Here is a 13,123-nt window from a genome sequence, read left to right on the forward strand (position 1 = left end):
AGGAAGGATCCGGCAATTCATGTTCAGCATCAATCCGGGAGACGCCGTCCCGATCTGGAAGCAGATCGAGCAGGAGATGCGGAGACTTCTCGCGATCGGCCGCCTCTCGCCCGGCGAAGCTGTACCGAGTGTGCGGGAGGTGTCGAGGGAGCTTCGCGTCAACCCGGCGACGGTTCAGAAGGCCTACCAGCGGCTCTGCGACGAAGGATTGTTGATGGTTCGCCGCGGAGAGGGAACCTTCGTGGAGGTGCAGCCGGCGAGGCTCGATGGGGCGCATCGCCGGGAAGAGCTCCACGACGCTGCCGTGCGGTATGCCAGTCTGGCAGCGACGATCGGTGCGACTCCGGCGGAGGCGCAGGGGATAGTGACCAAGGAAATCGAACGAGTCATGAAAGTGGCACAAGGGAGGCGAAATGAGTGATCACAACGGAGCTGAACCCGTTCTCGAGCTCGAGGGTCTGAAGGTCCGCTACGGCAAAATGATCGCGGTCAACGACATCTCCATCCGCGCCGAAGAAGGGTCGGTCTACGCGTTGCTGGGCCGGAACGGAGCGGGAAAGAGCTCGATCGTCCGCTGCCTGCTCGGATTCCAGAGGCCGAATGGTGGCGAGGCGCGGCTATTCGGCGAATCAGTGTGGAAAAAGCGCGCGAGCCTGATGGACCGGGTCGGCGTGGTTCCGGAAGACCCCGATGCACCGCCCGAGATGAAACCGCGCGAGATTCTCGAGTTCTGCTCGCGCCTCTATTCGAAGTGGGATCACGACACGGCGATCTCGCGGCTCGACCGGTTCAGAGTTCCGCTGAATACTCCCTTCGGAAAGCTCTCCAAGGGACAGAAGCGCGAGGTCCTTCTCGCCGCGGCTCTTGCGAGTGAGCCGGAGCTCCTGGTGCTCGACGATCCGACGCTCGGGCTCGACGTCGTAGCTCGAAAGGAGCTGTTCGAAGAACTGATCTCGGACCTCGCGGATCGGGGGACGACCGTCTTCGTCACGACCCACGACCTTCCCGGAATCGAGGGAATCGCCGATCGCGTCGGCATCATGCTCGAGGGCGACATGCTGGTCGACGAGGACCTCGAAGCGTTGAAGTGGCGTTTCCGCCGGATTCGCTTCACTGCGGGTGGCCAGACGAGCGACCAGATCGATCTCGGCTCTCTTCATCCAGTTTTGAGGAAGCGGTGGGGAACGGGGGTCGAGGTCGTCGTTGACAATTACTCGGAGGATCGGCTCGACGAGCTCCGAACGAAATCGGGTATTGCCGAGATCGAAGTCAATCCCCTGTCACTCGAAGACATTTTCATCGCGGTCGCCGAGGCCGACCTAGTGAGGGGCGCGTCATGAAAAATCTCCTGCTCGTCATTAGTCGAGAACTGGTCGAACGGAAAATGCTGATGATTGGTGCTTTTGCGATCGGCCTGGTCATTCTGGCCGTTCCCCTGGTCACCCGCGCACCGGCAAGAGATACCTGGAACATCGCGAGCCTGTACCTGCCGATCATGCTCGGCCTGGGGATCGCTGGTTTTGCCGCATCATCGTTCGTCGCGAGCGATCTGCGAGAGCAAAGACTCTCGTTCTTCCTCGGGCGTCCGCTGTCGACGGCGAGCGTGTGGGGAGGAAAGATGCTCGCGGCGTGGCTTCTCGCGATCCTCTGTGCGCTTCTGGTCCTTCTGCCCGCGACTGTGGTCGGCAGCGGGCTGATGTTCTGGCTGACAGCGGGAGAGGGTGGGCCGATGATGCTCGTGATGTCTCTGGTGGCGTCGGCAGTGATCATCCCCTTCGGCCATGCAGCGGGAGTGGCGCTCAGGGCCCGGTCTCCATGGCTTCTGGCGGACTTCGTCGCGCTTGCTCTGTTCGGTCTCGTGACGGCAGCGGCGCTCCGCCCCTTGTTTCATCAGTACGCCTTCCGCCTCGTCTACTCGACCATTCTCGTGTTGGCGGCGTTTCTGACGGTCACGCTTCTGATTGGAGGATATGTCGGTCTGTCACGCGGTCGGATCGACCTGCGCAGCGCTCACGCGCATCAGTCGATGATCTCGAGCGGCGCTCTGATCGCTCTCGGCATCGCGGTATCCCTTTTCGTCGTCTGGGTTCGCTCGGTCGATGCTGAGGACCTGACCGAGTTCCGGCTGATGCCCTGCGTGACGGATTGCGAGCCGATGTTGGTAGGGACTTCCCGCGGGCGGGGAGACTATCGAGCCCATTTTGCGATGAGCGGCGAAGGGTTCCGTCAACTCGACTTTGCAAGTGAAGTCGGGCAGGCGTCGGATCGGGGCCGGACCGTCTGGCTGTCGGCCGAGTCGATCGAGCCGCCGACGGCTCGTGTCGGATACCTCGATCCCGGGATGGAGCGATCCGTGCGAACGAACATCCTGGCGCACCCGTACAACTCCTGGATCGCCGTCTCACCCGACGGCGAGCGGCTCGCGATCGCTGAAGACAGAACGCTTCAGATATTCAACCTCGATGAGGAAAGGGTGATCCGGACGGTTCGTCTCCCGGACGCAGCGGACTCGAGCTTCAGAGTATGGTTCCTGAACCAGGATCAGATTCTCGTTCTGACACCCCCGGCGGGGAGAGGGCCACTATCACCTGAGGGAGGCCGCAGCACCGGTTGGACCGGCGTGGTCGCCGACGTCGAGTCCGGCGACACGCGCGAGGTGGAATTTGCGACATATCCGCACGCGATCGATTCCGACCGCGGATTGCTGATGTTCGAAGACGAGAGTGAGATCACCGTATACCGCGCCGGCTCGTCGGAGCCGTTATTCACGACCGAGGGGACGAGCGCCGTTTCGACTTCTCACGGCGTTTTCGTCACCCGCCCCAGGAGCCGCCAGGTCGCAGTCGTCGATCCTGGCAGCGGGACCGAAAGAATCTATCCGCTGCCCGCCGACGTCACCGATATCGCGCTCGGGCCGGCCGACGAGGAAAGCATGATTCTGGGCCTTACCCGCAGAAGCCAGTTCCAGCGATGGTCGTCGAGCGTTCCCAACGGAGCGCGACTCGTACGGCTCGATCTGACGACTGGCGAGCTCGAGGAAATGGAGGAAGGTATCGTCCCGGCGCGGGCATACCAGCCCGGGATCTCGGGACCCTACTTCCTCCGGGATACCCCCTCCGGGATGCAGCTGATTCGAATCGATCCGGGTAGCAGCGAAATGACCGTTCTCGCGGGCGGGACGGCGTAAGGAAGAACCATGGTGCGAGACATTCTGATCATTGCTGCCCGCGAGATTCGTGACAAGAAGATCCTCTTCCTCGGAGCTGCGCTCTGTGCGCTGATCGTTCTCGGAACGCCGCTGCTTCCCGGCGCTAGCGGAGAGAGTCCAACCGACGTGATGACCACGGCCGCGCTCACGCTCTTTCTGGTCGTGATGTTCGCGACGCCGGCGGCGCTCGGGTTCGGCATCATCGGGCGTGACCTCGAAGAGCATCGGATGGCGTTCTATCTGGCGCGACCGGTCAGCACCTCCTCAGTGTGGAGCGGAAAGACCCTGGGGGCTGTTTGCATCACCTTCGGGCAGGCGGCGATCATCGTTCTCATTCCCACACTGCTCGGCAAAGGTCTTCTCTCGTTTGGCAACTACGCTGCTACGGTCGGTTTCGAGAGCTTCCTGCTGAGCTCGTTTCTGAGCTCACCATTGAGAAACTCCATCCTTGCGTCTCTGCTGGTTCTCGCGCTTGCGCAGTTCTGGGCTCTCGGGTTGCGCTCGCGATCAGCATGGCTTCTCCTCGACCTGGCGGTCTTCGCGACGGTCGCGACGATCTTCTGGATGAGCCTCCGGCCGTTCCTCCTCAACGGCGCGGAACCGGATGCAGTCCTCTTCACCTCGATCTCACTCGTCATGCTGGGAATCCTGTTGTTCGCCGGGAGCGCCGCAGGACTGCAGCTCGGGCGCAGCGACCTCCATCGAACCCATCGATGGACCGGCATCGTCACCGCCGCTCTGTTGCTTGCAGGATTTCTCGCTCTCGGAATCCTCTCGCACCAGATTCGTTCGCTCGAGCCGAACGAGCTCGAGTACACCTCACTCATCGCCGCTCCTAGAGAGGGGCCATGGATCGCACTCGAGGGGGCGAGAAACCGGGAGTGGAATTCCTACCGGGCGTCCTACCTGATCAACACCCGGACCGGCAGGTCGGTGAACATCGGCAACAGTAACCCGTCAATCAGCCGTGATGGAACGATCGCCGCGATCTGGAAGCGGGAAACGCTCAATCCTCCAGTCGCACGGCTTCACTGGATCGATCTGAAAGAGCCAGACGAATTGAACCACACCGACGTTTCGATTCCTCTCGAGGCGAGGGATGATTGGAGATTCGTCCTGTGGCCGTCGCTTGCAATCTCTCCCGCCGGCGGGCGCGTGGCCTGGCTAGATCGAGGGACTGTTCAGGCCTGGGATCTTCGAAGCGCCACGAGTCTGTTCAGCGCGAGGCTTCCCGACGAGGATGCCAGACCCAGGGTGCTGTTCGATGGAGAAGACGATCTCTACGTCTTCAGCCGTCCGGCCGGAGACACCGAAGGCCAGTGGACGATCAGGAAAATCGACTTCGAAGAGAAGTCGTGGGCGATCACCGGGACAATGCCGGATGGTTGGTTTGGCCACGTCGAGGCGGGCGCTCCGCTACGCTTCACGAGGCGCCCCGCGGACGACGATATGGAAGGCCCGCGGGTCCATGAGCTTCGCGACATCGAGGATGGGTCCGTCATATCGAGCTTCACCGCGAGGGGGCGATTTCTAAGCGATGGCCGTTTCGTGGAGATGAGTGGTGAGAGCGGAGCCGCGCTTCGGATTCTCAACCGGGAAGGCGAGCTCGAGAAAACGATCGAGCTGCCGCCGGAGGGCACCCCCGTCGGCGCTGCTCAGGTCAGGAGCCAGATGCTCACCGTCCGGCTCGTCCCGGGCCGTGATTACCGCAACGGAAAGGACTACCTGGTCGATCTGGAGACATCGAAGGTCCGTCAGATAGATTCCGCTTTGCATGTCGTGCATCCGGCGTCCGAATCGGAAAAAGACATCATTGTCAGCGACGGGCGGAGCCTCTTTCTCCTCGACCTCGAGACAATGAAGACCGAGCGGATCGCCGGCAGGGGCTGAGAGAGGGCGCACGAAGGAGATTTCGGGGCAGGCAGGGGAAGCCTTCATCGCAGTCGCCGAGAAAAAAGCCCCGGGTTTGCACCCGGGGCTCTCAAGCGACGTCCTTGAAAGAGAATCAGAAGGTCACTGTGACGCTGTTCGAGCAGGTCGAGGTTCCTGCTTCACAGATCTGGTACGTCAGCGAGCCGCCTCCGACGAAGTTGGTCGCATCGGTGTACGCTCCGTCGTTCGCCGTCGTCGCAATCACCGATCCGTCGCGGTACACGTCCACATTCGTGGAGCTCGCTCCGCTCCAGCTCAGATCAGTATGCCAGCGGCCTTTCACCTTGTATCCGGTGGCCGAGAGCGAGATGCCGTCGGTCGAGCAGCCTTCGTCGACCGAACCGTCGCAGTCGTTGTCGATGCCGTCGCCACAGACCTCGGTCTCGCCAGGGTTCACGCCCGCGTTGCTGTCGTCGCAGTCGCCATCCTCGGCGCACCATCCGTCACCGTCGGCGTCCGTGCAGGTCGAGCAGCCTTCGTCGACCGAACCGTCGCAATCATTGTCGATGTTGTCGCCGCAAACTTCCGACGCGCCTGGATTGACGCTCGCATCATTGTCGTCGCAATCATCGCTGGCGCAGTAGCCGTCACCATCCGCATCCGTGCAACCGCTTCCGCCGTCGAAGAGGGTGTACAAAAGGTGGTTGTTGGTCGTGCTGGACGAAGTGACGATGTTCTTAGTGGTCGCGTTGTAGAGCGCATCGCGAACCGTCTGCGGAGAGGCGCCGGAATTCGCGTCGAGATAAAGCGCCGCAGCTCCCGCCACATGCGGAGCGGCCATCGAGGTTCCACTGATCGTGTTCGTGTCGCTGTCGCTGTCGATCCAGGCCGATGTGATGCTCACACCAGGCGCGAAGAAATCGACGCAGTCGCCATAGTTCGCCCAGGAGGCTTTCTTATCGGAGCTGTCTGTGGCGCTGATCGTCATCGCTTCCGGAACGCGGGCTGGCGAGTAGTTGCATGCGTCCTGCTGGATCCCGAGGAAGTTGCCGTTTCCGGCCGCGATGGCGTAACTCACGCCCGCCGCGATCGAGTTGCTCACCGCGCTGTCGAGCGAGTCGGACGCGCCGCCGCCGAGACTCATGTTCGCCACGGCCGGCTTGATGTGATTCGCGGTCACCCAGTCGACTCCCGCGATGACGCCCGAGACCGTGCCGCTTCCCTGGCAGTCGAGAACGCGAACGGCGATCAGCTTCACGCTTTTCGCCACGCCCCAGGTCGATCCACCGACGGTTCCGGCCACGTGCGTACCATGACCGTTGCAGTCATCGGCCGTTCCGCCGTCAATCGCGTCGAAACCGCTGACGGCCCGGCCCCCGAAGTCATTGTGCGTGGTACGGATTCCGGTGTCGATGATGTAAGCATTCACCCCGGAGCCGGTGTGATTGTAGGTATAGCTGCCGTCGAGCGGGAGGTTTCGCTGATCCACACGGTCCAGCCCCCAGGTCGCATTCGACTGGGTCGCGACGACGCGAACCATCGAGTCCTGTTCCACGTATGCGACTCGAGGATCGGCAGCCATTTTCTCCGCCATCTCTGCGGACAGGCGTATCGAAAAACCCTTGATCGCCGATGAGTAAATATAGCCGATCGTTCCGGCGTGGGTGGAAGCCAGCGCTCTGGCCTCGGCTGCCGGATTCGCGACGTCGTCGTTGAACACGACGATGTACTGGCCCGGAATTGGATTTTCTGTCTGCCGGACGTCCGGACTACCGAGTACCGAGAACGCCATCAGACAACATATTGCCGCTACAAACAGGTTTCGCTTCATCCAGAGAGCTCCTATGTGAAAGGGGAAAGAATGCCGCGCCGTGCCGGACGTGACGGTTTCCTGACGCCTGTTACAAAACTGCCAACGGCGGGGAATCTACCACATCCAGCCGCTCAACAAAAACGGTGGCAAGGACGGGGATTTTCCGAGAAAATTGCCCTCTCGGTGGGAGCCGATTGGTGCGGACCGCTTGAAAATGGAAAGTTGGCTATCCTACCGGTAGCGCTCGAGAGCGAGGCCGATTTTGTCGAGAACCTGGCCGGGGGTGATGCGATTCATCCGTGCGCTCTTCTTTCTTCGCGAGATTTTCTCCCCCGTCGCGGGGTCGGCCCAAGCGTCGATCAGAAGGTCGTGAAACCGCCCGTAGGGTCCGCACCTTCTGGGATCGGAGTAGCCGTAGAGCCCGACCGTCGGACGGTTCAGGGCGACGGCAGCATGCAGCGGACCGGTATCGGGCGCGACCACCACTCTCGAGCCATGGAGTTTCCAGAGCATCTCCCGGACAGGCCGTTCGAGAGCAACGACCGGCTCGGAGGTCATTCGCGAAGCGATCTCTCCGGCGATCTCCCTTTCACGGGCCGACGGTCCTCCCAGCAGCATCGGCACGAGGCCGAACCGCCACCGAGCTTCGTCGGCCACCGCGGCGTAACCGGCGGCGTCCCAGTCCTTATCGGCCGACGATGAAGCCACGACGAGCGCGAGAACCGGCGCGCCGATGGCGGTGAAAAAGTCACGCTCTCTCTCCATCTCCTCCGCCGTGAAACGGAGGTTCCACTCCGGCTCGTACGATTCGAGCCCGAGATAGTCGAGAAAGTCGAGAAAGAGATCCTGGGCATGGCGGGGAGGTCCCGGTGGTAGGTGCCGATTGACGAACCACCAGTGCCCCTCCCGCGAGCGGTTCCAGTCGAATCCGAGCCGGATCCCGGCGTCGACGAGAAGAGAGACGAGGCTCGAGCGGAGGCTGACCTGAGGAACGAGAAGGAGGTCGAATTGGGGACTCGCGCGGAGCCGGTGGCGAATCTCGCGCCAGCCGGCGAGACCGCTGCCCGGCCTGAAGACGATGAACTCGTCGATCTCGGGTTGCTCTTTTGCGATCTCGTGCGGAACCGGCTCGAGGATCCAGCTCAGATGTGCGTCCGGATAGAGCCGGCGCAGACCATTGATCATCGAGATCGCATGAATTGTGTCGCCGAACGCTCCGAGACGAAGCAGGCAGATGCGCTCAGCGGGGATTCTCGGTGAAGTGATCATAGGCCTGCCTGACCCGCTCGACGACGGCATCGACGAACTGATGAGGCCGACCATGAATTCTTCCCTGCTTCCGGATCGACCGCTCGAGCCGTGAAAGATTGCGTCGCCGCGCGGCCTCGTCGAGGCCCTCCGGGTGCAGCTCGACCTTGTCGAGGTCGAGAATGTAGGAAGTTCCATCCTCGGAAAAGAAAATATTCATCATGTTCAGATCGCCGTGCTCGAATCTGCTCTGATGAAGATTTGCCGTCAGCCGGCCGATCTGCTCCGCCTTCGCTTCACAGTTCTGCGGAGGCTCCTCGCTCTCGAAGAAAAAATGATCCGCATCCTTTCCGAAAATTCTTTCGAAGCCGATCTCCGCGCGCACGAGCCCGTTCTGCCGGATCCAGCTGAGAAAGAGCAGCTCGGGAGTCGGGATCCCCTGCTCCGAGAGATACTCGACCGCTTCTTTGACGCAGTATGCACGGCGGGCGCTGAGAAAACGGTCTTTCCAGAGCGTTGCGGTCGAGCCGCCGTGAAACAGCCGTTTCACCACCACCGGCCGTCCTCCGATCATGCCGGCCAGGACAGGATGCCTTCCTCGGATTTCCCCGACGTCGGCCTGTTCCTTCACGAGATCGTAGACCCATTCCCGGCTGTTGTAGGTCTCCACGAGCTCCTCTCTCAGCGACGGGACGCAGAAAAGGTGAAGATCGCTGTCGATGAGCGGAAGACGATGATCGCGAGGAACGATCACTTCCTCGAGGGGTTCCATCGCCATGCAGTGTAACGGATGGCACGGGATGGAAGGAACGGCATTTCCCGAGTCCGGGCGTGGTCAGAGCTCGACGGCCAGCGACTTTTTCTCGCGCCACGCGGCGAGAAGCGCCGTTTCATGGCGAGCGATCGCGGGACCGTTGCCCGGAACCGTGAAGTCGAAGTCCAGATGATCTCGGAGAAACGTATCGATCGGGCCGAAGGTCTCGGCACTCGATCTCGGGCGAAGGCCCGCGGCTCGAGCTTTTTTCGTGCTCGCGTAGAAGAAACCCTTCTCGGTCTCCCTTCTCCACACCCAGAGCGGAACATCGACGAAGGAACGAATCCCGCGCTCGAAGAGAAACTCGGCCGTAGGACGTCGCGTCCCAATGACGCGATAGCTCGCGCCGGCGGCTGGCGGCTTCCAACCCTGGCGGCGAACACTTCCTTGAAGCTTTCAGTGGCGCCGGAGGAGCGGGTCGTTCAGGCCGTCTCTCTGGACTCGAGGGGATATCCCTTTTCCACCCAGGCGTCGTATCCACCTCGCAATGCGTGCACGTTCGAGAATCCCTTGTCGATCATCTTTTGCGCCAGACTGGCGCTCGAGCCTTCGCCCGGTCACGTGCAGTAGGTGACGATCGGGCGGTCTTTCGGGAGCTCGTCGATGTGGTTCTCGAGCTCGTTCGCCGGAACTCTCACGGCTCCGGGAACCTTCTTCGTCGCTTTGCTCCAGGCCTCTGGATTTCTCGCGTCGACGAAGAGGGCGTCATCCAGGTTGCGGGCTTGTTCTGGCTCGATTCTCAACTCGCTCACTTCATCCTCGCTTTCGATCGGGTAAGAGCTTGTGCGTCCTGGCTCACTAACCGTTCGAGAATCGTGCCGCTTATCGCTCGATCACGCGCTTTCCGCCATCCCTTCACGAGCTCAGACACCGAGGGATCGGAGAAGGTAGCCGATTGCATAGGCGAGCCCGGCCGCGATCGAGCCGATCGCGAGTGTCGAAAGACCGGTCCTCCACCAGGGATGAATCGACCAACGGCTTCGGAGCGACCCGATTCCGAAGAAGACGGCGAGAGTCATTCCGACCGACCAGTCGAACGGCGAGGAGATCCCGAGGTACCACGGCACGAGCGGAACGATTCCGCAGAGGATGAAGGCAAAAAACGTCGCCGTGGCCGCTCGCAGAGGTGATCGAACTTCGAGGGGGAGGCCGTACTCGTCGGTGAGCATCGTATCGACCCACCGATCGTCATCGCCGGTGACGACGCTGACGGCTGATTCGAGATCTTCTCCCTCGAAACCCTTCGACGCGAAAATCTGCCGGACTTCCTCCCGCTCGCCATCGGGATCCACGCGGATGTGCCGGTACTCGATCTCCCTGATGTGCTCGATCTGCTGCAGCTCGGTCTGCGTGGCCGAGTAGTTCCCGGCAGCCATGGAAAAACCGTCTCCCACGAGATTGGCGACGCCCAGAATGAGGACCACACGAGCGGAGAGCTCCGCTCCGACGACGCCCGTCACGATCGCGAACGTCGTCACGGCGCCGTCGATCCCGCCGTAGACCCAGTCGCGAAGATAGCTGTGCGAGGGTCCCGACTCCAATCTTTCCCGGATGTCTTCGGGAGCATGGGAGTGCTCGAGGTCTTCGGTGCTCACAGCGCAGAGTTTAGCGTCAATGCGCACTCGGATTCGAGACCGTATCCGGCGAGTCGCGTGCGGGTGGGAACCGTCGCGCGTTGTCGAACATCGGTTCCATCTCTGGTAGGATCACTTCAATGGCGAAAGAGAAGGCGAAGAAGAAAGCGAAGATCAAGTACGACTGCTCGAAGTGCCCGGCATACTGCTGCAGCTACGACCGGATCGAGGTGAGCGACTTCGACCTCGAGCGGCTCGCCGCATATTTCGGTATCCCGGTGAAAAAAGCGGAGAAGAAATTCACCAAGTGGTGGGACGACGATGAGCGAGTTCTTCGCCACCAGAAAGACCACATTTTCGATTCGGTCTGCAGATTTCTCGACAGCGACACCCGGCAGTGCACGATCTACGAGGCACGACCCGAGGTCTGCCGGGAGTACCCCGATGCGAAGATCTGCGGCTACTACGAGTTTCTGAGGTGGGAGCGGAAGTTTCAGGAGGATCCGGAGTTCATCCCGCTTTCCTGACGTCGTCGGATACCATGTTTATTGATTGGAGCACCGGCGCGAACGCGTAGAGATGAGGAGTTCTGATCGCAGCGGGCTTGCCTCGGATCACCCTACAAGAGCTGTGCTTGGTTGGGGTAGAAAGCCATTGCGAAAGAATGTTCAGATGCCGTTAAAGCGGAACGAAGTCGAGTGATCGAAGCTGAATGCTGACGCGGTGCTGCCGTACGAGCTGCGGCTCGACGACTTCGTAATCGCGATGCAGGACGTGTGCGACTTTTTCTAAGATGTGAATACCGGGGTTCTGGAAAAAGCGCTAGAGCGCTTTGATGACATGCTGCGGCCGCAGAACATGTCGGGCATATCTCGGACATGTTGACTGCAAGCATGGCGAGCCACTCGCGGTCCCTGACCCAGAACCAGCAACACAACGGCCATCCGGATCTACTGGTCAAAGGTGTGTATCCGGGCAATGCGGCACGGGCGGGCTCAGAAGGAGTGGAGATCAAGACCACACGCAAAAAAGGCGGTGCCGTCGATACGCACGGAGCACGGGATCAGTGGATGTGCGTGTTCGTTTACGAAGTCGACAACAAAACTGAGCCGGCGCGTAATCGGGAACCGATGACCGTCACAGAGGCCTATCTTTGCCAGGTCTGTGTGGCGGACTTTCGAAAGAACCCACGTAGTGAGCTCGGTACAAGAACAGCAACCCTTCACAAGGAAGGCGTTGCTCGGCTTCGGGAGAACTGGATCTACATGCTGAACAGGTAGCCGCTGTTCGCTCCGCCGTTCTTGTACTTGATGAGTTTCGGAATCGCTTTGACAGCGAGGTCGAAGTAGCGCGGATCCTTCTCGATGCCGATGCTGCGGTAGCCGACGGCTTCCGCCGCGGCAAGCGTTGATCCTGAGCCGGCGAACGTATCGAGGATGATGCCTTCGCCGAGCGGAAGCACACCACGAATGAGAGTCCGCAGGAACATCTGCGGCTTGAGGCTCGGATGCGGCGCCAAATCCTTCTCCTTCTTGTGGGTCGGCGATGACGGGATCACGTCGCCGAACGGCTTGTCAGGTGACGGCCTTCGAAATCCTCCCGTCGACCACCTGCGCAGGTTGTCCTGCACGCGACCGTCGATAGGTTTCCGGAAGACGAGCCACGGCTCCCACATCGAGCGCGGCATGACCGAGACCCCGAAGAACTCGTCGTGAGCCGCCTTCGGGCGATCGCCGCCACGCATCGTCATCACGAGTCGCGCGATCTCTCCGCGCCGCTCGAGTCCCGCTCGTGCGAGAGCACCTGAGATGACGTAGGAGAGAAGCGGGTTGCTGGCGACTACCACGTTCGCGCCAGGCACGAGAACCGGCAGGAGCGCCTGGCCCCAATCGAAGAAGAACTTCCCGAGCTGCTCGACATCGTTCTCCGACAGTACCGTGAAGCGGGGGAGGGGAGAGCGCTTGCTGCCATCGAAACTAGGCGGGATCCGCCAAACACCACCCTTACCATTTCGCAGTTTCTCTTGTTGTGCCGGTTGGTACTCGATGAGCCCGTAAGGTGGATCCGTAACGACCGCGTGGATCGTGTTCGCCCGTTGCTCCGCGAGCCACTCGAAACAGTCCGTTTGGACGAGCGTGGACGATCGGAACTTGCTCGTCCGGAATTCCCCCCATGCAGGATCGGGATTGTCTCCATACTCTTCCGCGTGCTGATCCCCGATGGTGTAGATCCCGCGATCTTCGCGCTCGAACAGCTCCCCCAGGTTGAGCCGGAGATAGGATCGGATGCTCGAGGACGGGATGTCGCCGATGAGACCCTTGACTCCATCTTCGATCTCGGCGACAGATGCTCGCTTCTTAGAAGAGAGAACGGTTATGATCGCGTCCCGTATCTCGCCGGGCCGGCGACGCTGTTGCTTGGGTTTGCCCGGGGTCTTCTTCGACCGGCGGGATGAGGAGGGCATAGGGAAATCATAAGACGTCCAGACGTCTTAGTCCACCAAGGCGTGCGAAGTTATTGGCCCGGTGATCGCCGTATACGGCGAATGCAGAGGAACTCATCGGTGACGCAGGTGTCCTCCAGCGCCACGATCA

General features: G+C 61.1%; 12 protein-coding genes and 1 pseudogene. 6 read left to right on the forward strand and 7 right to left on the reverse strand.

Translation table 11 applies throughout. The features are described 5' to 3' along the window. The first annotated feature begins 19 nt into the window (after positions 1-19). The 4 genes from KY459_00295 to KY459_00310 are packed head-to-tail and all read left to right on the forward strand — an operon-like array spanning position 20 to position 5,098. Entirely contained in the window at positions 20-421 is a 402-nt protein-coding gene (locus KY459_00295; GenBank protein ID MBW3563147.1) for a GntR family transcriptional regulator, read from the forward strand. After that, positions 414-1,340, forward strand: coding sequence for an ABC transporter ATP-binding protein (locus KY459_00300; protein ID MBW3563148.1), 927 nt, complete (start codon positions 414-416; stop codon positions 1,338-1,340). The genes KY459_00295 and KY459_00300 overlap by 8 nt, the downstream gene beginning before the upstream one ends. Next, positions 1,337-3,187, forward strand: coding sequence for a hypothetical protein (locus tag KY459_00305; protein ID MBW3563149.1), 1,851 nt, complete (start codon positions 1,337-1,339; stop codon positions 3,185-3,187). The genes KY459_00300 and KY459_00305 overlap by 4 nt, the downstream gene beginning before the upstream one ends. A 9-nt stretch (positions 3,188-3,196) precedes the next feature. Continuing rightward, positions 3,197-5,098 carry a hypothetical protein gene (locus tag KY459_00310; protein MBW3563150.1) on the forward strand — a complete coding sequence of 634 codons (1,902 nt, stop codon included), beginning with the start codon at positions 3,197-3,199 and terminating at the stop codon, positions 5,096-5,098. 115 nt (positions 5,099-5,213) lie between these two features. Here KY459_00310 and KY459_00315 read toward each other — a convergent pair whose 3' ends face one another. The 6 genes from KY459_00315 to KY459_00340 all read right to left on the reverse strand — a co-directional run bounded on the left by KY459_00315 (position 5,214) and on the right by KY459_00340 (position 10,550). Continuing rightward, complete coding sequence (locus tag KY459_00315) at positions 5,214-6,911, reverse strand: S8 family serine peptidase (protein ID MBW3563151.1); 1,698 nt, start codon at positions 6,909-6,911, stop codon at positions 5,214-5,216. Positions 6,912-7,124: 213 nt separating this feature from the next. Then, entirely contained in the window at positions 7,125-8,162 is a 1,038-nt protein-coding gene (locus tag KY459_00320; GenBank protein ID MBW3563152.1) for a glycosyltransferase family 9 protein, read from the reverse strand. Further along, a complete protein-coding gene (locus KY459_00325) occupies positions 8,134-8,919 on the reverse strand; it encodes a hypothetical protein (protein MBW3563153.1) in 786 nt (261 codons plus the stop codon). The genes KY459_00320 and KY459_00325 overlap by 29 nt, the downstream gene beginning before the upstream one ends. A gap of 57 nt (positions 8,920-8,976) precedes the next feature. Next, on the reverse strand, positions 8,977-9,210 hold the full coding sequence (locus KY459_00330) for a hypothetical protein (GenBank protein MBW3563154.1): 234 nt from the start codon (positions 9,208-9,210) through the stop codon (positions 8,977-8,979). 302 nt (positions 9,211-9,512) lie between these two features. Then, positions 9,513-9,707: a hypothetical protein gene (locus KY459_00335; GenBank protein MBW3563155.1), complete on the reverse strand. Its 195-nt coding sequence runs from the start codon at positions 9,705-9,707 to the stop codon at positions 9,513-9,515. Positions 9,708-9,818: 111 nt separating this feature from the next. Next, positions 9,819-10,550 carry a VIT1/CCC1 transporter family protein gene (locus KY459_00340; GenBank protein ID MBW3563156.1) on the reverse strand — a complete coding sequence of 244 codons (732 nt, stop codon included), beginning with the start codon at positions 10,548-10,550 and terminating at the stop codon, positions 9,819-9,821. A 119-nt stretch (positions 10,551-10,669) separates the two neighbouring features. Here KY459_00340 and KY459_00345 point away from each other — a divergent pair, with 119 nt between their 5' ends. Together KY459_00345 and KY459_00350 are read left to right on the forward strand one after the other, a co-directional pair. Further along, entirely contained in the window at positions 10,670-11,056 is a 387-nt protein-coding gene (locus KY459_00345; GenBank protein ID MBW3563157.1) for a YkgJ family cysteine cluster protein, read from the forward strand. A gap of 181 nt (positions 11,057-11,237) precedes the next feature. Further along, positions 11,238-11,809 (forward strand): annotated as a pseudogene (locus KY459_00350) (hypothetical protein). On the opposite strand, the gene KY459_00355 reads toward KY459_00350, so the two are convergent. Further along, complete coding sequence (locus KY459_00355) at positions 11,791-12,993, reverse strand: site-specific DNA-methyltransferase (protein MBW3563158.1); 1,203 nt, start codon at positions 12,991-12,993, stop codon at positions 11,791-11,793. The pseudogene KY459_00350 and the gene KY459_00355 overlap by 19 nt on opposite strands. Between the last annotated feature and the right edge of the window lie 130 nt (positions 12,994-13,123).

Source organism: Acidobacteriota bacterium, assembly GCA_019347945.1.
Classification (GTDB): Bacteria; Acidobacteriota; Thermoanaerobaculia; order Gp7-AA8; family JAHWKK01; genus JAHWKK01.